Below are 22930 nucleotides of genomic sequence, written 5' to 3'. Positions count from 1 at the left end.
ACGCGCGCCAGCCTTACTCGATCAGCCGTCCCGACGGGGTCTGTGTTGGAAATCATCATTCCTGATAGGACTTTGTTCCGATCTTGGTAAAGACGCCGCACCATGACAATGACGCACCGATGGCAGGCTTGGCGGAGATTTTCCGAGCGTAGAAGCAGCCATGCCGACGGTCGTTCCACCGCCAAGTGGTTCGGCACCTGGCTCGACTGGCTCCTGATCCCGGTCTTCCTCCTGTTCTTCACGACCCGTCTCGTGCCCGAACCCGTGGCGGACCGGTCGCTCTATCAGTCCGTTGCCGAGCGGATGCTGGCCGGCGATCGGCTCTATGTCGATGTGATCGATAACAAGGACCCGCTGTTCTACTACGCCATCGCGGTGCAGCGCCTGATCGGTCCTCTTGCGGAATACGGCTTCGAGCTGGCTTGCGTGGGCGGGGCCGCGCTGATCGCTGCGGCCCTGGCGCGGCGTTTCCATCCCGGATGCGTTCTGGGCCAGCGACTGGTCCTCGTGGCATCGGCCTTCATGCTGACCGGGCCGATGTACGATCGGGGCGGCAGCATTCCGCCGGGAATCGTGCTGACGCTGGCGACCATCGGCCTTGCCACGTCAGGACGCAGCATCGCCACCGGCGTGGCGCTGGCGGCCCTGCTGCTCACCAAGCTGATCTACGCGCCGATCGCGCTGGCGTTTGTGCTGGTTCACGCGATTGCCCGATACACCCCGCGCGAACCGGCCGCCGGGTTCCTGTGGCGATGCGGATCGGCCTGCGCGCTCGCTTCGGCCATCGTTCTGGCGGGTCTGGCCATGCGCGGGGAACTGCACGGCTATCTGGCAGCCCAGCAGGCGAATCTGTTCTATTCGCAAAGCAACGTCTTTTCCGCGCCGACGCTGATCGGCAACATCGGGAATCACGCGCTTACCGCGCTGTATTTCGGCAAGGCGATACTGGCGCTGTCGCTCGCGGCGTTCCTGTTCCTGCTGGTCCGGTTCCTGCGCGCGCCGGCAGGTGACGCGCTGCGCCCGTTTCTGGCGGGATGCCTCGCGATCTACCCCGTTTCGCTTGCCGTGATCGGCCTGACGGCCATCTGGGGGCCGCACCTCGCCGTGCTCCATGTCTTTCTGGCGCTGGCGGCGGCAGTGGCGATCCCGGACCTGCTGGCCAGCTACGGCCCGCTCATCGCCTTGCCGGTGATCCTCGGGGCGGCAGGGGTGCTGTCCTTTGCCGGCGCGGAGACTTGGACAGACGACAGCCCGCTGGACTTCTTCGACCGCCTGGAGGAACTCGATGCCGACCCGCCCGAAGCCATCGCGCTTCACCAGGTGGCGGGGCCGGCTCCGGTCCGCTACGCGCGGCTGGGCTCCGACAATGATCTACATCATGCTTCGGGCACGCGGTCGGACCGGCTCGTCTGCCCGCGCTTCTTCCAGTACCGGTTCACCGACGCCAAGGTGCTCGATGGCATATTGGCCTGCGCCGTGAAGGCGGATTACCTCATCGTGGATTTTCCCGAGGATCAGCCGCTGGTACCGGGCACTTTCGTGACGCCCGTTGCCGATTTTGCCGAACTCAACCGGCGCTGGCAGGGCTTCACCGCGGCCGCCGAAGCGATGCTGCAACGCGGGTTCCACTGCGTGAGCGCAGGCGATACCATCCGGATATGCCGGCGCACGAACCGTCCTGCGGTCACTTCCGGTTCTGGGGATCGGTAGCCGCTCTTTCGGGCATCCATCCCCCACCCAGTGCCTGGAACAAGGCCACGCGCGCCGTCAGCGCGTCGGATTGGGACTGGATCAAGGCCAGTTCCGCGGCGAGCAGGCCGCGCTGGGCATCGAGCTGTTCGAGATAGGGCGAATAGCCGGACGCATAGCGCGCGCTGGCATGCCGGTATGCCCGTGCCAGCGCATCGCGTTGCGCGGTCAGGATGGCGGCCTGCTCGTCGGTGCGAACAACGGTAACCAGCGCATCGTTGACTTCGCGGAAGGCGTTGAGCGCGACCTTGCGATAGGCGAACGCGGCCGCATCGCGCTGCGCCGCCGCACTTTCCGCGCCGGCGCGCAGGCGGCCGCCTTCGAACAGCGGCGCCAGCACGCTGCCCCCTGCCGCCCAGATCGTGATCGGATCGGCGAGCAGTGTCGACAACGCCGCTCCCGCCGAAGCCGAAAGCCGCACTTGTGGCAGGAAGCGCTTGCGCGCCGCCGCCAGAGCATGATCGGCCCCGGCCAGCTGCCATTCCGCCTGTGCGACATCGGGACGGCGGCGCAGCAGGTCGGACGGCAGCGCCTCGGGGATTGCCGGCTCGTGCAGCGCGGCCAGCGTGGTGCCGCGCGCGACATCGCCGGGAAGATCGCCCGCCAGCACGCGCAATCCGTTTTCCTGCCGGGCAATGCCCTGTTCGATCGCCGGGATGATCTGCGCGGCAGACTGGTATTCGGCTTCGGCCTGCGCCAGTTCCAGCCGCGAGGCATAGCCGGCGTCGGTCCGGCGCCGGATCAGGCCCAGCGCCTGTTCGCGCGCGGCGAGCGTCGCCCGCGCAACCTCAAGCCGGGCATCCAGCGCGCGCAGCGTGATATACCCGCTCGCCACCGCCGACGCGATCGACAGATGCACGGCATCACGCGCCGCCTCGCTGGCGAACCACGCGGACCGGGCCGCCGACGCCTGATCGGACAGGCGGCCGAACAGATCGACTTCCCATGCCACCTGCAGCTGCGGTTGCGCGGCGGTCTGCTCGGCCGGCTTGCCGAAGGCATTGACGCTGCGCGATTGGGCCGCCGCGCCGGTGGCGTCCAGGGTGGGCAGCAAGGCGGCGCGCGCCGCCATCTCCTGCGCCTTCGCATCGCGCACGCGCGCGGCGGCGATGGCGATATCGGGATTGCCGGCCAGGGCATGATCGATCAGCCCCGTCATCACCGGGTCCCCGAATGCCTGCCACCAGGCCGGTTCGACCAGGCCGGACTGCGCGGTATCGACCCGCCATTCCGCCGGCGGCACCACGGGCGCCACCTGAGCCGTCTCGATACGCGGGCCGGCGCAGGCTGCCAGCGCGGCACAGAGCGCCACGGGAAGCGGATGGATCGCGGTGCGGCGCATCAGTGCCTCGTCGCCACGCGCACTTCGACCGACATGCCCGGCCGCAGGTGGGCCGCCGCTGCCTGCCCGGGATCGATGCGGATGCGCACCGCGATCCGCTGGGGAATCTTGACGAAGTTGCCGGTGGCGTTGTCGGGCTTGAGCACCGCGAATTCGGACCCCGCCGCCGGCGAGAGGTTCTCCACCTTGCCCGTCAGCTTCGTTCCGTTCAGCGCGTCGACACGGAACGTCACCGGCTGGCCGATCCGCATCCCGCTGGTCTGCGCCTCCTTGAAATTGGCGATGATCCAGAAGTCGTTGGGCACCAGGAACATGAGCTGCGTGCCCGCCGTGACAAAGGCCCCGTTGCGCACCCCGATCTCCGAAAGCTGGCCGTCCGACGGCGCGCGGATCACGGTGTTGTCGAGATCGACCTGCGCCAGCCGGAGCTGCGCCTTCGCCCCTTCCACCGCCGCTTCCAGCCCGCCCCGGCCGACCAGCACCGAACGGACGTCCTGCTGGCCGACCTGCTGCGTTGCCGATGCCTGCCGCACGCCCGCCTGCGCCGCCAGCAACGCGGCGCGCGTCTGGTCGCGCTCGCGTTCGGAAATCGATCCATCGGCCACCAGCGCGTTCGCGCGCTTCATGTCAGCCTCGGCCCGCACGAGCTGCGCTTGCGCATTGGCGATCCCGGCTTCCTGCCCGGTCAGCGCCGCTTCGCGCGCGCGCTGGCTCTGCTGCGAATTGGCGAGCGCGGCCAGTTGCGCGGCTAGGTTCGCCTTGGCCTGTTCGACCCGCGCCGCATAGATGCGGTCATCGATCGTGGCCAGCACCTGCCCGGCCTTCACCTGCGCGAAGTCGCGAACCGGCACGGACGTCACATAGCCGCTCACCTGCGGGCTGATCACGGTGACCCTGCCCCGCACATAGGCGTTGTCCGTGCCCTCGCTCCAGCCCGCGAACGGGGGCAATTGCCAAGCGTAAAGGATCGCCAGCGCCGCCGCCACGGCGATCGTGGCGATGACGATCACGGTCAGGCGGCTCTTGGCCGGCGGCCTCCAGCCGTTGGGCACGGGGTTGACCTGTGGATCGGCCGGGGCCGGTTCCGCCCTGATCGTTTCGCTTGGCCCCTGATCCGTCATGCGCTTTCCCCGTTTCGCCCCGTGGCGGGACTCGTCATCGCGGCCGCCTGCTCGGCCATCTTCTGTTGCAGGAGAATCACCGGCGAAATCTCGTGCCGTCGCAGGATCGCGCGGCGGATCGCCACGCCCCACAGGGCCGCTGCCACGGCCAGCACGCAGACCACCAGAAAGAGATCGTTGAAGGCAAGAATATGCGCCTCGCGCGTGGTCTGCTGCGAAAGCAGGGCAACGCCTTCCGCGCTCCGCAGCGCCGGATCGCCGATCACCGGCGCGACCGCGCCCGAACCTGCCCGCACGCGCAAGGCCACCTGCGGATCGGTCATGACCACGTCCTGCACCAGTTCGTGCGAATGGTACTTCTCCCGCACCGTCTCGAACGTGCCGAGGGCGGCGGTGCCGACAAGACCGCCGATGCTCTGGCTCAGGCTGAACAGAACCACGAAGCTGATGAAATTGCGCGGTCCGGCCAGCAGCGTCCGGGCCATGCCGATGACCATCGCCTGCGCCATGAACAGCAGCGAGGCGAACCCGATCAGCGCCTGGCTGAAATAGAACATCTCCGGCCGGCTGAGGTTGGTCGATCCCGCATCGATGAAAGCCCCGATCGCGATAAGCACGGCCGACAGCGTGATCGGGCGCGTAAGATTCTCGGGATTGAAGGTCAGCACCGCCACGGTCATGCCTGCGATCGAGGCCAGCACGATCACGAGGTTCAACGTGACCATCTGGTCGTTGATCATGCCCACCACGTTGAGCAGGCCTACCGACCCGAACGCCTGTTCCGACAGCAGAATGCGCACGGAGGCCGCCACGGCCATCAGCCGCAGCATCTCGCGCGTGCCCAGCCAGCGCGTGTTGATCAGTGGGTTCTCGCGGAAATGCTCGATCAGCAGCGCCCCCGCAATCATCACCATGCTGCCGGCCAGCGCCCATCCGATCCACGTACGGTCGGTCCACCATTCGATGCGGCCCTGCGTCAGCGCCGCAATCAGCAGCCACAGGCCCGGCCCGAGCAACGCAAAGGTGAGGAAATCGGAGCGCTCGAACACCTTGAACCGCTCGCTCGGCGGCAGGGGCAGCATCATGATCGCCGCCAGCATGGCCAGCGCCAGCCCCAGCTCGAACCAATAGAGCATGTGCCAGTCGCCCCATTCCAGCAGGCCTGGCGAAAGCACGCGCGCCAGCGGCGTCGCCAGCTGCGGAATGGAGATGCCCAGCATCACCCCGACCAGCCGCTTTGGCGCGGGCATGGCCTGCATCAGATAGAGGATGGTCAGCGACGTGAGCGCCGCCGCCGCCATGCCGCTGGCCGCGCGCACCAGCACCGACGACCAGAAGCCGTGGACGAACAGGTGCAGCAGCGTCGCCAGCGCATAGGCGCCCAGCATGTACCGGACGAAACTCTGCAGGCCGAACTGTTGCCGGAACTTCACCAGCAGCAGGTTCGCCGTGGTGTTGGTCATGAGATAGGCCGCCGTCAGCCAGGCCGCCTCGTTGGAATAGAGGCCGAGCGTGCCCTGCGCGAAGTTGAGATTGACCGCCACCAGCGCATTGCCCAAGCCTGCGGTCACGCCAATCAGCACGCCGACCGCGAAATAGCCCACGCGCCGCCGCGCGGGATGATCGGGATTGGCGGGCGACCCTGGCAGGGTGGGCCGTTCATGCGGTTTGAACTGATAGACGTCCTGTCCGTCCACGCCGCCCCCAGCCGCCAGAATGGCAACGATCCGAACACTATAGGGCGCGTCGCAGGGACAGGCAACGCGGTCTGCGGCTTTTTCAAACTTTTCTATTTTTCGGAAAAGCTTGAACCAATTTATCCTGATTTTCGGAAAATCCCCGCCGCGTATTCTGCCGCTCGAAATCACGGAAACCTTCCAGGCACGGGGAAGCCGCCATGAAGAACCACCTGCTCTCGCTGGGCGCCGGCACATTGATCGGCATCCTTTATGCCCTGCTGGGCGTACATTCGCCAGCGCCTCCGGTCATCGCCCTGGTCGGCTTGCTGGGGATGCTGGCCGGAGAACGGGCCGGGTCCTTCGCCCGGCGGACCGCGCTCCACCGCGATCTTCCAACCGACTGAACCGCATCCGGGCCGGCACGTCGGCCCACCCGAGGGGAAAGCCCATGTCCGATCTTATTCTCGTGAACGCGCAGGTAACGACGCTTGATCGCGCCAATCCGGTGGCGGAGGCTGTTGCGGTGCGCGATGGGAGGTTTCTGGTGGTGGGGAGCGAGGCGGAAGTCCGCGCCGCGGCCTTGCCCGATGCGCGGGTGATCGATGCCGGGGGCCGCCGCGTCATTCCGGGGCTGATCGACAGCCACATGCACATCATCCGCGGTGGCCTGAACTTCAACATGGAACTGCGCTGGGACGGCGTGCCCTCGCTGGCCGAGGCGATGGCCATGCTGAAGCAGCAGGTCGATCGCACCCCCGCGCCGCAATGGGTGCGCGTGGTCGGCGGCTTCACCGAGCACCAGTTCGCCGAGAAGCGCCTGCCGACGATCGCCGAGCTCAACGCCGTTGCGCCCGATACGCCGGTGTTCATCCTGCACCTCTACGACCGCGCGCTGCTCAACGCCGCCGCGCTGCGGGTGGTGGGCTACACGAAGGACACGCCCAATCCGCCCGGTGGCGAGATCGTGCGCGATGCGGCCGGCAACCCGACCGGCCTGCTGCTGGCCCAGCCCAACGCCACGATCCTCTATTCGACGCTGGCCAAGGGGCCCAAACTTCCCGAGGACTATCAGATCAATTCCACCCGTCACTTCATGCGCGATGTGAACAGTCTGGGCGTGACCGGCGTGATCGATGCCGGCGGCGGCTTCCAGAACTATCCCGACGACTACCGGATCATCGAGAAGCTGCACCAGGACGGCGAACTGACCGTGCGCGTCAGCTACAACCTGTTCACGCAGAAGCCCAAGGAGGAACTCGCCGACTTCAGCGGCTGGGTGAAGCAGGTCAGCCCGGGCCAGGGCGACGACAGCTACCGCCACAACGGCGCGGGCGAGATGCTGGTCTATTCGGCCGCCGACTTCGAGGACTTCCGCGTCGCCCGGCCCGACATGCCGCCGAGCATGGAAGGCGATCTCGAACCGGTGATCCGCCTGCTGGCCGAACACCGCTGGCCCTGGCGCCTCCACGCCACCTACGACCAGACCATCGGCCGCGCGCTCGACGTGTTCGAGAAGGTCCACCGCGATATCCCGCTGACCGGGATCAACTGGTTCTTCGACCATGCCGAGACGATCAGCGACCGCAACATCGACCGCATCGCCGCGCTGGGCGGCGGCATCGCCGTGCAGCACCGCATGGCCTATCAGGGCGAATACTTCGTCGAACGCTATGGCGCCAGGGCGGCCGAGCGCACCCCGCCGATCACGAGGATGATCGCCGCGGGCATCCCGGTGGGCGCGGGCACGGATGCCACGCGCGTCGCCAGCTACAACCCGTGGGTGTCGCTGGCCTGGCTGGTCACCGGGCGCACGGTGGGCGGGCTCGCGCTCTATCCCGGCGCCAACCGCGTCAGCCGGGAAAAGGCGCTGGCGATGTGGACCTACGAGAATACGTGGTTTTCCAACGAAGTGGGGAAGAAAGGTCAGATCAAGGCGGAGCAGCTTGCCGATCTGGCGGTGCTGTCGGACGATTACTTCAGCGTGCCCGAGCACGCGATCGTCCACATCCGCTCGGTCCTGACGCTGCTGGGCGGCAAGGTCGTCCATGGCGAGGGGGACTATGCGCCGCTCGCCCCGGCCCTGCCGCGCCCGATGCCCGACTGGTCGCCGGTCGCGACCTTCGGCGGCTACCACAAGACGCCCGAGGCGCGGGCCAGGCTCGCTTCGGCCTGCGGTTGCCACTCCGCCTGCGGCGTCCATGGCCACGATCACGCCGCCGCGCTGGGCGCGTCCGTGCCGGCGGCCGACGTGCAGACCTTCTGGGGCGCGCTCGGCTGCGGCTGCTGGGCGGTCTGATCCCGGGAACACAGGAGAAATCACATGAGAAAGCTTGCCTATCTTGCTGCTGTCAGTCTGGTTCTGTCCGCACCGGCAGCGTTCGCGCGCGATGCCGCCGCCGCCGCCGCCGACTACGCCGTGGGGCCGCAGTACGACACGACCCATGTCTACGTGCCCGAAGACGCCTTCGACACCTTCGTCGCCAGCTTCGTCGCCACCTTCGGCGGCAGCACCAGCAAGCAGGGCGAATTCCAGGTCACGCCCACCAGGAGCCTGACCAAGTCGCAGCTTGCGCTGACGCCCGCCGGCACGGTGTCCGCCTTCGGCTTCAAGACGCCGATCCCCTACCCCTTCGGCGACGAGCGCACCGGCTATCTGGTGACCGACATGGACGCCGCCATCGCTTCCGCGGTGAAGCATGGCGCGGTGCGCCGGCTCGATGCCTTTCCCGATCCGATCGGGCGCGACGTGGTGATCCAGTGGCCGGGCGGCGTGAACATGCAGCTCTACTGGCACACCGCCAAGCCGAGCTACGCGCCGCTCGCCACCGTGCCCGAGAACCGCATCTACCTGACGGCCGATGCCGCCGACCGCTTCATCGCGAGCTGGACCGGCTTCGCGCACGGCCGGGTCACGGCGGACAACCGCGCCGCATCGGGGGCCGAGGTGGGCCAGCCCGGCAAGACGATCCGCCGCGTCGCCATCGACAGCGGCTATGGCCGGATGGTCGTCTTCGTCACCGACGGGCAGCTTCCCTGGCCCTATGGCCGCGACATGACCGGCTACGAGACGGCGGATCTGGCCGCCACGCTGACGCGGGCCAAGGCCGCCGGTGTCGAGACGCTGGTCGCCCCGTTCACCGCCAACGCCCGCCAGAGCGCGATCGTGCGCTTCCCCGGCGGCTATATCGCCGAAATCCACGCCGCGGCGGCGCAGTGACATGGCCGCCGATGCCCCGCCCCGCTTCGTGGACCAGCTGCTCGGCTGGACGCCGACGTGGTTCGCCGCCCGCCTGCTACTGGTCAGCGCCTACCTTCTGGGCGGCGTGACCAAGCTGGCGGACTGGCCGGGCGCGCTGGCGGAGCAGGCGCATTTTGGATTGCATCCCGCTGGCTTATGGGCCGCTCTTACCATTCTTGTCGAGATCACCGGTCCGCTGCTGATCCTTGCCGGCCGCCTCGTCTGGCTGGGCGCCGGCATGCTCGGCGTGTTCACGCTTCTGGCGGCCACGCTGGCCAACGCCTTCTGGACCCTGCCCGCCGGCGCGGACCGGTTCATGGCGACCAACGCCTTCTTCGAGCACCTCGGGCTGGCGGGCGGCTTCGTGCTGGTGGCGCTGGTGGCGCGACAGGCGCGGTGACATGGCGCGCCGTGTCCTCCTCGCGCTGCTGCTCGCCGTGCCGTCCTCGCTACGGCCCGCCCCGGCGGCCGCCCAGACCGCCGAAGCCTGGCAGGCGCCGACGCTGAGCATCACGCGCTATGACGAGGACTGGTCGGACCTGGCCGACGCGGCAAAGCGCGCCCACCACTGGACCGGCCCCTTCAAGTACATGCCGCTGGGCGATGATGCCTGGCTGTCCACGGGCATCGAGGTGCGCCTGCGCAACGAGAACAACCGCAACGCGCTGTGGGGCGGCGCGCAGGCGCCCGACGACAGCTTCCTGTGGGTGCGCGCGCTGCCCTATGCCGATCTCCATGCCGGGCCGGTGCGCCTGTTCGCCCAGCCCATCGTCGCCTATGCCGCCGGCGTCGCCCCCGCCCCCGGGCCGGTCGACCGCACCGGGATCGACCTGCTGCAAGGCTTCGCCGAAGTGGGCACGGGGCCGGTCACCCTGCGCGCCGGGCGCCAGATGCTCTCGCTCGGCACCGAACGGCTCGTCGGCACGCGCTATGGCCCGAACGTGCCGCTGGCCTTCGACGGCGTGCGCGCCATCGTTACCCACGGGCCGGCGCAGCTCAGCCTGCTGGCGGTGAAGCCGGTGGTCTCGGGCCCCGGCAACTTCGACGATCGCACGTCCCCCGCCAAGGCGCTGTGGGGCGCTTACGCGACGGTGCCGGGCGTCGACCTCTACTATCTCGGCTATTACAACCGCGATGCCCGCTTCGGCGGGGCATCCGGCCAGGAACGGCGCCACACGATCGGCGCGCGGCTCCACGGCGCGCGCGCCGACTGGCACTGGAACGTCGAGGGTGTCTACCAGTTCGGGAATTTTGCGGGGCGGCCGATCGCCGCCTGGACGCTGGGCAGCGAGGTGGGCCGCGCCGTGCCGCTGGGCCACCTCTCGCCCGACGTGACCGTGCGCTTCAACGTGGTCAGCGGCGACCGCAATCCGCGCGATAATCATCTCGGCACGTTCAACGCGCTGTTCCCCAAGGGCAAGTACTTCGGCGAGCTTTCTCCCGTGGGGCCGACCAACATCGTCAGCCTCAATCCCCGGATCAGCGCGCCGCTGGGCCAGGGCTGGTCCGCCAGCATCGCCGCCATGGCCTATTGGCGCTACACGGCGGGCGACGGCGTCTATGACATTCCCGGCAACCTGATCCGCGCGCCCGGCACCAGCCGCGCCCGCTTCATCGGCAAGGAAGCCGAAGCCACGCTGGCCTGGCAAACCACGGCCGAACTGGAACTGTCCGGCTCCCTCTCGGTCTTCACACCAGGCACCTTCATCCGCGAAACCGGCCCCGCACACACCATCACCATGATCGGCTTCGAAAGCAATTTCCGTTTTTAGGACCAAGGAAGAACAAGCAATGTCTGAATCCGGCAAACCGTCGACCTCGCCCCTTCCGGGCCTGCTGCTGCTGTTGTCGGTCACCACCGGGCTGGTCGATGCGGTCAGCGTGCTGGGGCTTGGCAAGGTGTTCACCGCCAACATGACCGGGAACATCGTCTTCCTGGGCTTCGCCGCCGCCGGCACCCCCGGCTTCCGCATTGCGCCCTATCTCGTCGCGCTGCTCGCCTTCTTCGGCGGTGCGCTGTTGGCGGGCCGGGTCGGCCAGCGGTTCGGCCGCGAGCCGCTGCGCCGCTGGCTGACCATCTCCGCCCTGATCGAGACCATCGCCTTGTGGCTGGCGGCGGCGGTGGCGCTGACCTTCCGCGTGCCGGCACAGGAGCCGGAGGCCGCATTGTTCGCGATCATCGCGTTGACCGCCATCGCCATGGGTTTCCGCAACGCCACCGTCCGCCAGCTCAAGGTGCCGGACCTCACTACTACCGTCCTGACGCTCACCATCACCGGCATCGCCGCCGATTCCCATCTGGCGGGGGGCGGCAACCCCAATCTTTCCCGCAGGCTCGGCGCGATCCTGGCCATTTTCGCGGGCGCGGCCGGGGGCGCGTTGATGGTCATCCATGCCGGTCTTGTCCTGCCGTTGTGCGTGGCGGGAGCGATCATCATGAGCGGTACGCTCGCCTGCGTGCGCCATCCCGCCGCCGCCATGCCTCATACGGGCGGATAACGCCCGAAATGCCAACCCATCGATGGCGCAAATAGAGAATTCATTGGCGCAAATTCAAAAGAAACTATTCTGGGCCTGAACTAGGAAGAACACAGCGGCATCATGCCGGCCAGATTATCAGCCCCAACGGTGGAATGTTCTGAATGGCGCACGCGGCCGTCGCGATCGATCAGCCCGGCCCGGAGCGGACGAGCGCCTATGGCTGGATCGTGTTCGCGCTGAGCTTCGGGCTGCTGATGTCCGATCACATGGCCCGGCAGGTGCTCAACGCGGTCAACCCTCTGCTCAAGGCCGAATGGAACCTGGGCGATGCCGAGGTCGCCTCGCTGTCCAGCGTGGTCGCGCTGGCGGTGGGCCTGCTCACCTTCCCGCTGTCGCTGGCGGCCGACCGGTTCGGTCGCGTGCGCAGCCTGTTCGCGATGGCAACGCTGTGGAGCCTCGCCACGCTGGGCGGCGCGCTGGCGCAGAGCTATCACCAGATGCTGTTCGCCCGGCTGCTCGTGGGCGTGGGCGAGGCGGCCTATGGCAGCGTGGGCATCGCCGTGGTGCTGGCGGTGTTTCCGGTGGGCCTGCGTTCGACGCTGTCTTCCTCGTTTCTCGCCGGCTCGGTCGTCGGGCAGATGGTCGGCGTGGCGGTCGGCGGCCAGATCGCGGCCGCGCACGGCTGGCGCAGCGCGTTCGAGGCGATCGGCGGAGCCGGCCTGGTGCTGGCGGCGCTCTATCTGCTGATCGTGCGCGAAAGCCGCCTCGGCCCCGCCCCGTCGCGCGAGAAGCTGGATTGGCGCGTGCTGGGGCGCCAGCTGTTCGGACGACGCCTGCTGTGGCTGACCTATTTCGCCAGCGGCAGCCAGTTGTTCTGCGCCGGCGCGCTTTCCGTGTTCCTGCCGCTGCTGCTGACCCGGTACTATGCCATGCCGATCGATCGCGCGGGCCGGACGACCGCGCTGTTCCTGCTGGTCTGCGCGATCGGCATGGTTGCCTGCGGCGTGGTGGGCGATCGCCTCGCCCGGCGCGATCCGGCGATCAAGCCGCGTATCGCGCTGGTTTATGCGCTGATGGCAGCCGCGTTCTTTGCCGGTGCCTTTCTTTCGCCGCCCGGCACGGTGCAACTCATGCTGATCGGGTGCGCGCTGCTGGTCGTTGCCGGCGTGGCGGGGATTGCCGGGGCGATGGCGGCGAACCTCACGCCGCGCGCGATCCATGGCACGGTGATGGCCGTCCTGGCGCTCAGCAACAACCTGCTCGGCCTGGCGCCGGGGCCGTTCGTGACCGGGCTGATCGCCGACCGGATCGGGCTGGACAAGGCGCTGCTGATCCTGCCGGTGCCCTGCCTGCTGTGCGCGCTCAGCCTTGTCCTCGCCCGCGGGGACTATGCGCTGGAGATGGGGAGCGGGGCTTCCCGGGCGGCATAGCGCACACCTTTGTTCGCATCGCCGTTCCTAAGGGCGTGACAAGCGCAAACCGGCGCGAATAGGATCACCACGGGGGTTTGTCGGGTGTCTTGCGGCCGCATCGCGGGCACCGCGCACCCCCGGCAGCAGGGGGTGATATGGGCGGACTGATTTCAAGGCAATCCCGGACGGTCGTTCTGGCGCTGGCGAGCGCGCTGGCTTTCGCCGGACCGGCCGGCGCTTCGACGCTGATTACCGGGGCGACGGTTTACGACGGGTCCGGCGCGGCGGGGCAGAAGGTCTCCGTCCGCGTGGATGGCGACAGGATCGTGGCGGTCGGCGATCTGCCGGCCACGCCCGCCGACACGGTGATCCGGGGCGATGGCCTGGCGCTGGCGCCCGGCTTCATCGACAGCCACAGCCATCATGACCGGGGCGACTATGCCGATCGCGCGATGCCGGTGTTGTTGGCGCAGGGCGTGACCACCGTGGTCGTCGGGCAGGACGGGGGCAGCGACGGCCCCTTCGCCGAAACCGCCGCCCGCTTCGCCGCGCGGCCCGCCGCGGTCAACGTCACCGCCTATACCGGGCACGGCTACTTGCGCGAAAAGGTGATGGGCGAGGACTACAAGCGCATCGCCACGCCCGCCGAAGTTACCCAGATGCAGGCGCTGCTCGACGCCGATCTCAAGGCCGGATCGCTGGGCCTGTCCACCGGACTCGAATACGATCCCGGCATCTATTCGGACCATGGCGAACTGCTCGCGCTCGCCCGCACCACGCAGGCGGATCACGGGCGCTACATCAGCCACATGCGCAACGAGGACCTGACGTTCGACGCCGCGCTCGACGAACTGCTCGACCTGGGCGAGAAGACCGGTGTTCCCGTGCAGATCTCGCACCTCAAGCTGGGCCTCGTTGATCGCTGGGGCGATGCCGGAAAGGTGCTGGCCAAGCTCGATGCCGCGCGGGCGCGCGGGATCAAGGTCACGGCGGATGTCTATCCTTACGAATACTGGCAATCGACGCTGACCGTGCTGTTCCCCAAGCGCGATTTCACCGATATCGCCGCCGCGCGCTTCGCGCTGACGCACCTGACCACGCCCGCCGGCATGCTGCTCGGCTTCTATGCGCCCAACCCGGCCTATGTCGGCCACACCATCGCCGACATCGCCGCCGAACGGCACGAGGAACCGGCCGCGACCTATCTCTGGCTGATCCAGACGGCCCAGGCCTGGCGCAAGGCCCATCCCGATGCCGAGCGCGTGGAAGCGGTGATCGGCACCGCGATGTCGCCCGCCGACGTCGCCGATTTCATCGCCTGGCCCAACAGCAACATCTGTTCGGACGGCATGGTCGGATCGCGGCACCCGCGCGGAGCCGGCGCTTTCGCCAAGGTGCTGCGGCTCTACGTGCGCGAACAGCACCGGCTGACGCTGCCGGAAGCGATCCACAAGATGACCGCGCTTTCGGCCGAGCACATCGGGCTGGAAGGGCGCGGCCTGATCAAGCCCGGCTACAAGGCCGATCTGGTGCTGTTCAACCCCGATACTATCGCCGATCACGCCACGGTGGAGAACCCCGGCGCGCTGGCCACGGGCGTTTCCGACGTGATGGTCAACGGCGTGATGGTCTATCGCGAGGGCAAGCCGACCGGCAGCTATCCGGGCCAGTTCCTCAAGCGGGGTAGCCTCTGATGCAGCGGCGCGGCTTTCTGAAGGCCGGCGCCGGACTGGCCGCCTTCGGGGCTGGCCGCGCCTTTGCCGCGCCGATTCTGTCGGCCGGCAATTTCGGCCTGACCGCGGCGCGCGCCGCGCGGCGCAATGGCTGGATCGAAGTGGATGCCGGCGCGTTCGAGGCCAATATCGACGCGGTGCGCCAATGGACCGGCGGCACGCGCTTGTGCGCGGTGATGAAGGCCGATGCCTATGGCAACGGCATCGCGCTGCTGATCCCCTCTATCCTGCGCAAGCGCGTGGCCGACGTGGCGATCACCTCGAACGACGAGGCCCGCGTGGCGCGCCAGCTCGGCTTTCGCGGCCGGCTGATCCGCATCCGCACCGCCACGCCCGAGGAGATGGAGGACGGCTTCGCCCATGGCATCACCGAACTGATCGCCAATCCGATCGCGGCCGAGCGGCTGCAAACGCTGTGGCACGCGCGCAAGCCGAAGGGGGCGCTTGCGGTCCACCTCGCGCTCAATGCCGGGGGCATGAGCCGCAACGGCGTGGAGCTTTCAAGCCTCTATGGCCAGGCCGATGCGCGCGCGCTGCTCGCGCTCAAGAGCCTGCGCATTACGGGCGCGATGACGCACTATCCCAGCGAGGAAGCCGCCGACATCCTCGGCCAGTTCGCGCGCTTTCAGGACGACGTCCGCTGGCTGGCCTCGGCGGGCCTCGATACCCGCCCGCTGCTGCGCCACACCGCCAACACCTTCGCCACGCTGGAGCATCCCGAAACCCGGCTCGACATGGTGCGCGTGGGCGGCGCGATCTATGGCGATCCGGGCAGCACAAAGACCGATAAATTCCAGCCGACGATGGCGATCAAGTCGCGCGTGGCGGCGGTGAACCATTATCCCGCCGGGCAGACCGTCAATTACGACCGCACCTATCGGCTCGACCGCGAAAGCTGGCTCGCCAACATTCCGATCGGCTATTCCGATGGCTACCGGCGCGGGTTCAGCCACGCCAACCGGCCGGAGTTCGAGGCGGAAAGCCGCAACCGCACCGAAGTGCTGATCGGCGGCCGGCGCTTCCCCGTGGTCGGCCGGGTGACGATGAACACGATGATGGCGGACGTCACTGGCTGGCAGGACAAGGTCCGGCTCGATGACGAGGTCGTGCTGTTCGGCGCGCAAGGGGCGGAACGGATCACGCAGGCGGAATTCGAACGCAACGGCAGCGTGTATGGACCCGAAGCGCTCACCGTAATGGGCGCGACATTGCCGCGCGTGCTGAAGGCTCGCTGAGCCTATCCCCTCACCGCTTCGCGCACGCGGGCGAGCGCCGCGGCCAGCGGATCGGTTTCGCCCAGAATGCGGAACGTGCCGTTCATGGTGAAGAAGCAGTGCCCGTGGACGGTCGCCAGCAGCGATCGCGCCAGCGCCGGCGCTTCCCCGCCGCGCTCCGGCGGCAGCACCGCGACGAGTTCGGCCACCACGATCTCGAAGATCGCCGTCACCTGCCGGGCATAGCTTTCCGGCGGTTCCATGTCGTCGGGCAGGCGAAAGTCATAGAGCGCCGCCCAGGCATGGCGGTTGACGACGGCGAATTCGAAATAGGCATCGACCGCCCGCTTCAGCCGGTCGCCATGCTCGCCCGCCAGCCGGGTCTCCAGATAGTCGCGCCACAGGTCCAGCGTGCGGCCGTTGATCGCCAGGATCAGCCCTTCATAGGTGCCGAATACGTTGTAGATCGTGCCGATCGAATAGCCGATCCGTTTCGCGACCTCCCGCGCCGAGAAGCGGGCGAAGCCCACTTCCAGCATCTGGCGATGCCCTTCCGCGACGATCATTTCGCGCAGTTCGGGGCGGGAGTGGTCGGATCGGCGGCCCATGTCAGTTTTGCGTGCTCATTTCTGCCTGCTCATCCCCGTTGACGGACGAACGGATACTTCATCTGCGCCAGATAGCCGTTGGGCACGCGCTCGGGAACGCCGTATCCGGTGGGCCACTCGCTGTCGGGGAAATAATGGGGTCTGACTCAAATTCCGTGCAATCCAGGTCACGCTGGCGCCATAACTCTGGCTTTGAGAAGGTCGATTTTGGCGCGCCCGTACATCTGGCGCTTGATGGCCTTGAGGCGGTTGACTTTGCCCTCGACTTGACCGCTGGACCACGGCGTCGAGATCGCGGCGGCAACGGCGTCCTTGTCGGCTTCGACGCCGGCAGCGAACCCAGCAAGCTTGGTCTCGGCCGCCATGGCGATCCAAGGATCGAGCCGGGCCTTGTCCTTTGAGCGCATCATGGCGTGGAAGCAATCGAGAGCCTCGCGTGCGCTGATTAGCGCTGGCACGGCCTTTTCGATCACCGCGTTTATCAGGGCGGTCTGCGCTGATCCGGTGTCGCGCTCGGTGGTCATGCTGCGCGCGATGGTCCGTGCACTCAGCCCCGCACCGCCGGTGTGGCCAAGTTTTTCGTCGCGACGACGACGGGTCGCCCATTCGCTGACTACGCGCAGCGAACCGCCAAAACCGGAAGCCTTCAGCCGCCGCCACAGTTCAGCCCCAATCCGGCAGCCTGCATTCCACTCCGCCTCGAGGGTCAGCGACCAGACATCGAGCGAACTCTGGCGCGTGCGGAAGGTGTCGTGACGCTGGCCGCGCAGGACCTTGCGGATGGTCTTGCGCGACACGCCGGTCGTGCGTGCCATGACCCTGATCGGCACGCCTTGCCCGGCCAGATCGATAATCTGGCGGTTGAGGGCCTCGCGCAATTGGTAGCCATCCCACTGGATGCGCTCGGCACGGGTCAGGGTCGCCGGATCGACCGGCCCCGTCGGCGCCAGCGCGCGCCGCAAACATGGCATTTCCGAACGCACTGCCGCCAGAAATGCTGCCGAGGCGTTCTCGAACAGGTGCCAGCGGTCGGCCACCTGCTGTGCCTGCGGCGCCGCCTCGCTTGCGGCCGCACCATAACCCGGACCACGGTCGCGACAGATGATTTCGACTTGCGGGTTCTGGCGCAGCCAGGCGATGACCGTGTCGCGCTGACGATCGGGAAGCAGGTCGATCACCTCGCGTCGTTCGAGATCGACCACGATGCTCCCGTAGCTGTGGCCGCGGCGCCAAGCGAAGTCGTCGATGCCAACCACCCGCGCAGGTGGCGGCGGCACGGAGGCAGGATCGCTGCGTCTCAGAACTCGAAGCATCGTGTCGCGCGACCAAGGCGCCGACAGACGCGCCATCATGCGCGAGCCCGGCCTACCACCCAGCGCGACCGCCACCGCGCGCACTAGCGCGTCGCAACGACCCACCCTGCGGCCATATCGCCGGCCAACCGGCGGCGCCAGCGGCTCGCTGAACGTGCGCCTTGGACAAAGGGTATGCGTGCACCGAAACCGTCGAACCGACAGTCTCAGCCTGACGATGCTGCCGCTGACCGGCAAATCCGAAAGCATGCGGTCATATCGACTGTGGAGAGACGTCGATGGCATCGCGCAATCCGGGCAATCCGCTCCCACGGCCGCCAATCGGCCCGACATCTCGACGATTCCGTCGATCACAGTCCGGCTTTCCACGATTAATCCCGGTAACTGCAGGCTACTGTCCCATGCTTTCGAGGCCATCGACGTGTGCTCCTTGCTGACCCCCAATCCAGTTGGCCGCACACAGCGCAGAAATGTCAAATCTGCACGGAATTTGAGTCAGACCCAATAATGCGTGCCGAACAGCCGGTCGAGGATGGGGAAGTGGATGGCGAAGTTCTTGTCCACGCCTTCCGCCTCGATCGCGTGGTGCCAGTGGTGGAAGCGCGGCACCACCACGAACTTGCCCAGCACGTTGAAATCGCCGCGCAGGTTGGCGTGGACCAGCGAGGCATAGACATAGACCATCCCGACATAGGCCTGCATCACCGACGGCGCGAACCCCAGCGTCAGCAGCGGCAGCGACGTCACCCCGCGCAGCAGCACGATCTCCACGAAATGCATCCGCGCGCCGGCCAGCCAGTCCATCGCCTTCGCGCTGTGGTGCACGGCGTGGAAGCCCCACAGGAACGGCACGCGGTGGAACAGGCGATGGAACCAGTACTGCGCCAGATCGGTCAGGATCATGGCTAGCAGGAACTGCACCGGCCATGGCAGGCTGCCCACGGCCGAACGGGTATGGTCGAGCCAGCCGACATGCGTGTTGACATAGCTCGACGGGGCCAGCGCTAGGAAGGTGATGAACTGCACCAGCATCGAGCTGACAAGGTAGTAGAACAGGTCTTCGCGCCATTCCGTGCGGAACAGGCGCTGTTTGGAAAGGTGCGGGAAGATGCGCTCGATCGGCGCGAACATCAGGCCGGTGGCGATCATGTTGACCGCGAAGAAATCGACGCCGAAGAACACGCCCCAGTCATGCGTTTCGCGCGGCTGAACCGCCGCCCCGCCCAGGATCGAGGCGGCCAGCGCCAGCACCAGCGCGGTGCCGCCCAGCGCCTTGCGCGGGCGCAGCAGCAGGCTGAGCAAGGCCAGCGCATAGGCGCTCAGCAGGGTCAGGTGCACGAATGGACGGAAGCCCTCCATGTCGCGCAGCTTCGCCAGCTCGGGCATGGCGAACCATTCGGGCCAGCGCAGCGCCGCCACGAAGCACAGGCCGGCCACCGCCAGCACGATCGCGAAAAACCCCGCGAACCAGCCCGTGCCGAACCGGCGCGCCTCGATCGGCGCTTCCAGATCGCGTTTCAGGCTTTTCCAGTACCCTCTGCTCATCGCAGGCATCCCTCTTGCGGACGCGCCGATTCCATGCGGCGCAGACGATACGATAGCACTGAATTATACACTGTCTATTATTAAATTGAACAATGATAATTTTTAGGGTAGCATCCGGTCCCAAGGAGAACCGGTGATGGGATTGATCCTCGCGCTGATCGTGTTCGCGGGCGGGGCGCTGCTGCTGGGCGCCCGGTCGCGGATTACCGAGCTTGAGCGCCGCCTGCGGCTGGTGGAGGACGAACTGCGCCGGCGCATCGCGGCAGGCACGATGCCGCGTATCGAATCGGTCGCGCCGCCCGTGGAAGCGCCCGCGCCGATGGTGGCCGAGGTCCTTGCGCCGCAGCCGGAAGCACCGGCGGAAGCGGCACCCGAACCCGAAATCGAAACGGCCCCTCCCTCTCCCGAACCGGCAGTCGAAACGCTACCGGCGATGGCCTGGGAAATGCCGGCCGAACCCGCGGTGGAATCGCCGGACGAGCCTGAGGCTGCTCCGGAGCCGGAACCCGCCCCGGCCATGCGCCGCGCGGCGATCAACTTCGAGGAACTGTTCGGGCGCAAGCTGCCGATCTGGGCCGGCGGGATCACGCTCGCCATCGCCGGCGTGCTGATCGTCAAATACGCCATCGACCAAGGCTTTTTCGGACGGATATTCACGCCGGGCGTGCAGGCAGTCTGCGGTATGCTGTTCGGCTTCGGCCTGATCGGTGCGGCCGAATGGGCGTGGCGCGCGCGCGAAAGGGTGGCCGATCCGCGCGTCAGCCAGGCGCTGTCGGGCGCCGGGATTTCCACGCTCTATGCGGCGCTGCTGGTGGCCGCCAACCTCTATCACCTGATCCCTCCGCTCGCGGCGTTCGCCGGCCTCGCGCTGGTGACAGGCGGAGCCTTGTGGCTCTCGCTGCGCCACGGGATGCCCAGCGCCGTGCTGGGGCTGGCCGGCGGCCTCGCCGCGCCGGCCCTCACGGTGGGGCTGGACGCCAACGTGCCGATGCTCGCCGTCTATCTCGGCTTCACCATCGCCGGCCTTGCAGGCGTGGCGCGGGCGCAGCGCTGGCCGTGGCTAGCCCTTCTTGCCCTGCTCGGTGGCGCGGGGTGGAGCTTGTGGCTGATCCTGGCCGGCAAGGCGCTGGAAACGGTCGGGGCGCTGTCGATCGGCGGCTTCGTGGTGCTGCTGGCGCTTGTCCTGCCGCTGTTCGCCTTCGCCGGCGCGGCGCAACGCCTGCTGCGGTCCGCCGCCGCCGTAATCGGCGCCGCGCAGCTTGGCCTGCTGGTCGCGCTCGGCGGGTTCATGCCGCTGCACTGGGGCCTGTTCGCGCTGATCGCCGCCGCCGGCCAGTTCCTTGCCTGGCGCGAACGCGAACTGGCGATCGTGCCCACGCTGAGCGCGGCGCTGTCGTTCCTCCTGCTGATGCTCTGGCCGCATCCGGCAACCGGCTGGCTGCTGACCATGGGGCTGGCGCTCGCCGCGATTCACGCGGGGCCGCTGCTGGCAAGGCTGTGGCAAGCGCCGGCACGCCTGCAACGCGCGGTCGAGCTGGCGGGTATCGCCGTGGCCGCGCCGCTGCTCGGGCTGCGCCATGCGGAGCATGTGTGGACGGGCTACAGCCTTCCCGTAGCCTTGTGCGCGCTCGGCGGAGCGCTGCTGACGCTGGGCGCGGACGCGTTCGGTTGGCGTGCGCCCGACCGGCGCGGAGACCGGCGCTTCGCCCTGTTGCTGGCAACCGGTGGCGGCCTGCTCATCATCGCCGCGTGGTTCGCATTCGCCCATTGGCAGGCTCCGTTGTGGACGATGCTGGTGGCGCTGGCCGTGCTGGGCCTTTCCGCGAGAGCCGACGACCGCCGGCTAGAGCCGATCGCCGCCACGTTGGGGGGGCTGGCGCTGGTGCAGCTTGCAGCCACTTTCGTCCCCGCCCCACTGGCCGAACCGAACGCGCTGGTCGAAGGCCTCGGCGCGGGAGCGGGCCTGACCTCGCTGCTGCGCTGGGCCGGGCTGGCGCTGGGTTTCGCCCTGTTCGCGTGGAAGGCGGGGAGCGGCAACCTGCGGCGGTGCGCCTGGTTGCTCACGGGCCTGTTCGCCTATGGTGCGCTGGCGCAGCGCGTGCCGGGCTGGACCCTGCCGATCATCGCCTCGGCCGTCGCTGTTGCCCTGTTCGCGGCGCTCAGCCGGCGGGAACAGGCGCGTGACGAGGCGCTGATGCTGCCGTTCGCGGCAGCGGCGGTGCTGCTGCTGGGGATGACCGGAACGCGCCCGCTCGACGAATGGGGGCGGCTGACCGGAGGTAGCGAGGCCGCCGCCAGCGTGCTTGCCCTGATGCGCTGGGGCGCGCTGCTGGCGCCCGGGCTCCTGCTCGCGCTGCGCGCACGGATCGGGGCCTTGCGCTGGACCGGAGAGGTCGCGGCGGTGCTAGCCGGATATGGCGCGCTGGCGCAGGTCGTGCCGTCGATTGCTCTGCCTCTGGTGCCATCGCTGGGCCTGATCGCCCTTGCCGGATCGAGCCGTGCGCTCCCTTGGCCGGCCTTGCGCGCGGCAGGCGTTACGCTGGTCGGCCTTGTTCTCGGCTGGGCTTTCCTGCCGCTGGTGCAGTGGTCGGACCACGCGCTCCGTTCGCTGGCCGGCTTTCCGATGCGGCTCGATCACCCCGATCTTGCAACGCTGGCGCTCGTCCGGCGGCTCGCCATCCCCGCGCTGCTGTTGGGTGGCGCGGCCTGGCTGCAGCGCACGCGCCTGCCCCGCATCCCGCTGGTCAATCTGACTGTGATCGGCGGCGTCATCGGAGGCGTGGCGTTGCACGGGCTCTATCGCCACCTGTTTGCGGCGCTGTTTGGGTCGGACTTCATTGCAACCGGCCTCCTCGAACGGCTGGTCTGGTCTGGCATGCTGCTCGGCGCTGGCGGGCTCCTGCTACGCGGCCGGCGCGATCCGGCCGAGCAGGCCGTGCCGGCCGCCGTGTTGACGGTCGCCGCCGGCCTGCATGGCCTGTGGTACAGCCTGCTGCTCCACAACCCGCTGTGGAGCGCGCAGCACGTTGGCGCGCTTCCCGCGCTCAACCTGCTGATCCCGCTGTTCGTCCTTCTGCCGCTGGCGCTCTACCAGCTCGCGCAGGCCCTGCCCGCCGCCGTCAGGATCATCGACCGCGCGATGCAGCCCGTGCTGATGCTGACAGTGGCCGGCTTCGCCTGGGCGAGCCTGCGGCAGGCGTTCCACGGCACTTCGCTGGTCGAACCCGGAGTCAGCCCGGCGGAGGACATCCTCCGCTCGATCCTCGGCATCGCGCTCGCCATCGGCTTCCTGCTGTGGGGCATCCGCCGCAAGCGGCACGACTGGCGGATCGCCTCCCTGGTGCTGATGCTGGCCGCCGTGGTGAAGGTCTTCCTGTTCGATGCCTCGGGCCTCGAAGGGCTGCTCCGCATTGCCAGCTTCGTCGCGCTCGGCTTCAGCCTGATCGGGATTGGTTGGCTCTACAGCCGCCAGCTGCGCCGGGGGGATGGCTGAAC

At 68.1% G+C, this 22930-nt stretch carries 16 protein-coding genes and 1 pseudogene; 11 read left to right on the top strand and 6 right to left on the bottom strand.

All coding sequences use genetic code 11. The features are described from left to right. The first annotated feature begins 102 nt into the window (after nt 1-102). On the top strand, nt 103-1710 hold the full coding sequence (locus F1640_RS24185) for a hypothetical protein (RefSeq protein ID WP_124809482.1): 1608 nt from the start codon (nt 103-105) through the stop codon (nt 1708-1710). Here F1640_RS24185 and F1640_RS24180 read toward each other — a convergent pair. From F1640_RS24180 to F1640_RS24170, 3 genes are read right to left on the bottom strand one after another with little or no spacing between them, the layout of a single operon-like run. Next, nucleotides 1685-3091, bottom strand: coding sequence for an efflux transporter outer membrane subunit (locus tag F1640_RS24180; protein ID WP_124809481.1), 1407 nt, complete (start codon nt 3089-3091; stop codon nt 1685-1687). The genes F1640_RS24185 and F1640_RS24180 overlap by 26 nt on opposite strands. After that, on the bottom strand, nt 3091-4212 hold the full coding sequence (locus tag F1640_RS24175; RefSeq protein ID WP_124809480.1) for an HlyD family secretion protein: 1122 nt from the start codon (nt 4210-4212) through the stop codon (nt 3091-3093). Before F1640_RS24175 ends, F1640_RS24180 begins: the two co-directional genes overlap by 1 nt. Beyond that, nucleotides 4209-5909 carry an MFS transporter gene (locus F1640_RS24170; RefSeq protein WP_223806633.1) on the bottom strand — a complete coding sequence of 567 codons (1701 nt, stop codon included), beginning with the start codon at nt 5907-5909 and terminating at the stop codon, nt 4209-4211. Before F1640_RS24170 ends, F1640_RS24175 begins: the two co-directional genes overlap by 4 nt. 200 nt (nt 5910-6109) lie before the next feature. On the opposite strand from F1640_RS24170, the pseudogene F1640_RS24165 reads away from it, so the two are divergent. From F1640_RS24165 to alr, 9 genes and pseudogenes are all read left to right on the top strand, one after another. Then, a pseudogene (locus tag F1640_RS24165) lies at nt 6110-6262 on the top strand (DUF1427 family protein); the annotation flags it as partial. 77 nt (nt 6263-6339) lie between these two features. Next, a complete protein-coding gene (locus F1640_RS24160) occupies nt 6340-8187 on the top strand; it encodes an amidohydrolase (protein WP_124809478.1) in 1848 nt (615 codons plus the stop codon). Between the two features lie 24 nt (nt 8188-8211). Then, entirely contained in the window at nt 8212-9108 is an 897-nt protein-coding gene (locus F1640_RS24155; protein WP_124809477.1) for a glyoxalase, read from the top strand. 1 nt (nt 9109) lies between these two features. Next, a complete protein-coding gene (locus tag F1640_RS24150; protein ID WP_124809476.1) occupies nt 9110-9529 on the top strand; it encodes a DoxX family protein in 420 nt (139 codons plus the stop codon). 1 nt (nt 9530) lies between these two features. Continuing rightward, on the top strand, nt 9531-10901 hold the full coding sequence (locus F1640_RS24145) for an alginate export family protein (protein WP_194921987.1): 1371 nt from the start codon (nt 9531-9533) through the stop codon (nt 10899-10901). A gap of 19 nt (nt 10902-10920) precedes the next feature. Continuing rightward, entirely contained in the window at nt 10921-11628 is a 708-nt protein-coding gene (locus F1640_RS24140) for a YoaK family protein (RefSeq protein ID WP_124809474.1), read from the top strand. A gap of 143 nt (nt 11629-11771) precedes the next feature. Continuing rightward, nucleotides 11772-13040, top strand: coding sequence for an MFS transporter (locus tag F1640_RS24135; protein WP_124809473.1), 1269 nt, complete (start codon nt 11772-11774; stop codon nt 13038-13040). Between the two features lie 137 nt (nt 13041-13177). Next, a complete protein-coding gene (locus F1640_RS24130) occupies nt 13178-14716 on the top strand; it encodes an amidohydrolase family protein (protein WP_124809472.1) in 1539 nt (512 codons plus the stop codon). Continuing rightward, nucleotides 14716-15990 (top strand): alanine racemase, encoded by a 1275-nt coding sequence (gene alr, locus F1640_RS24125; RefSeq protein ID WP_124809471.1) that lies wholly within the window; start codon nt 14716-14718, stop codon nt 15988-15990. The genes F1640_RS24130 and alr overlap by 1 nt, the downstream gene beginning before the upstream one ends. Before the next feature lie 2 nt (nt 15991-15992). Here alr and F1640_RS24120 read toward each other — a convergent pair whose 3' ends face one another. From F1640_RS24120 to F1640_RS24110, 3 genes are all read right to left on the bottom strand, one after another. Next, the gene (locus F1640_RS24120) at nt 15993-16577 is read right to left on the bottom strand and encodes a TetR/AcrR family transcriptional regulator (RefSeq protein ID WP_124809470.1); all 585 of its coding nucleotides are present in this window, start codon (nt 16575-16577) and stop codon (nt 15993-15995) included. Nucleotides 16578-16744: 167 nt separating this feature from the next. Next, nucleotides 16745-18307, bottom strand: coding sequence for an ISL3 family transposase (locus F1640_RS24115; RefSeq protein ID WP_194917272.1), 1563 nt, complete (start codon nt 18305-18307; stop codon nt 16745-16747). Between the two features lie 78 nt (nt 18308-18385). After that, nucleotides 18386-19435 (bottom strand): sterol desaturase family protein, encoded by a 1050-nt coding sequence (locus tag F1640_RS24110; protein ID WP_194921986.1) that lies wholly within the window; start codon nt 19433-19435, stop codon nt 18386-18388. Nucleotides 19436-19571: 136 nt separating this feature from the next. Here F1640_RS24110 and F1640_RS24105 point away from each other — a divergent pair, with 136 nt between their 5' ends. Beyond that, nucleotides 19572-22928: a DUF2339 domain-containing protein gene (locus tag F1640_RS24105; protein WP_124809468.1), complete on the top strand. Its 3357-nt coding sequence runs from the start codon at nt 19572-19574 to the stop codon at nt 22926-22928. The last annotated feature ends 2 nt before the right edge of the window (nt 22929-22930 follow it).

This window comes from Novosphingobium sp. NBM11, from assembly GCF_015390225.1.
Classification (GTDB): Bacteria; Pseudomonadota; Alphaproteobacteria; order Sphingomonadales; family Sphingomonadaceae; genus Novosphingobium.
Note: the sequence above shows the minus strand (reverse complement) of the source record. Positions and strands in the feature narration are given on the sequence as shown.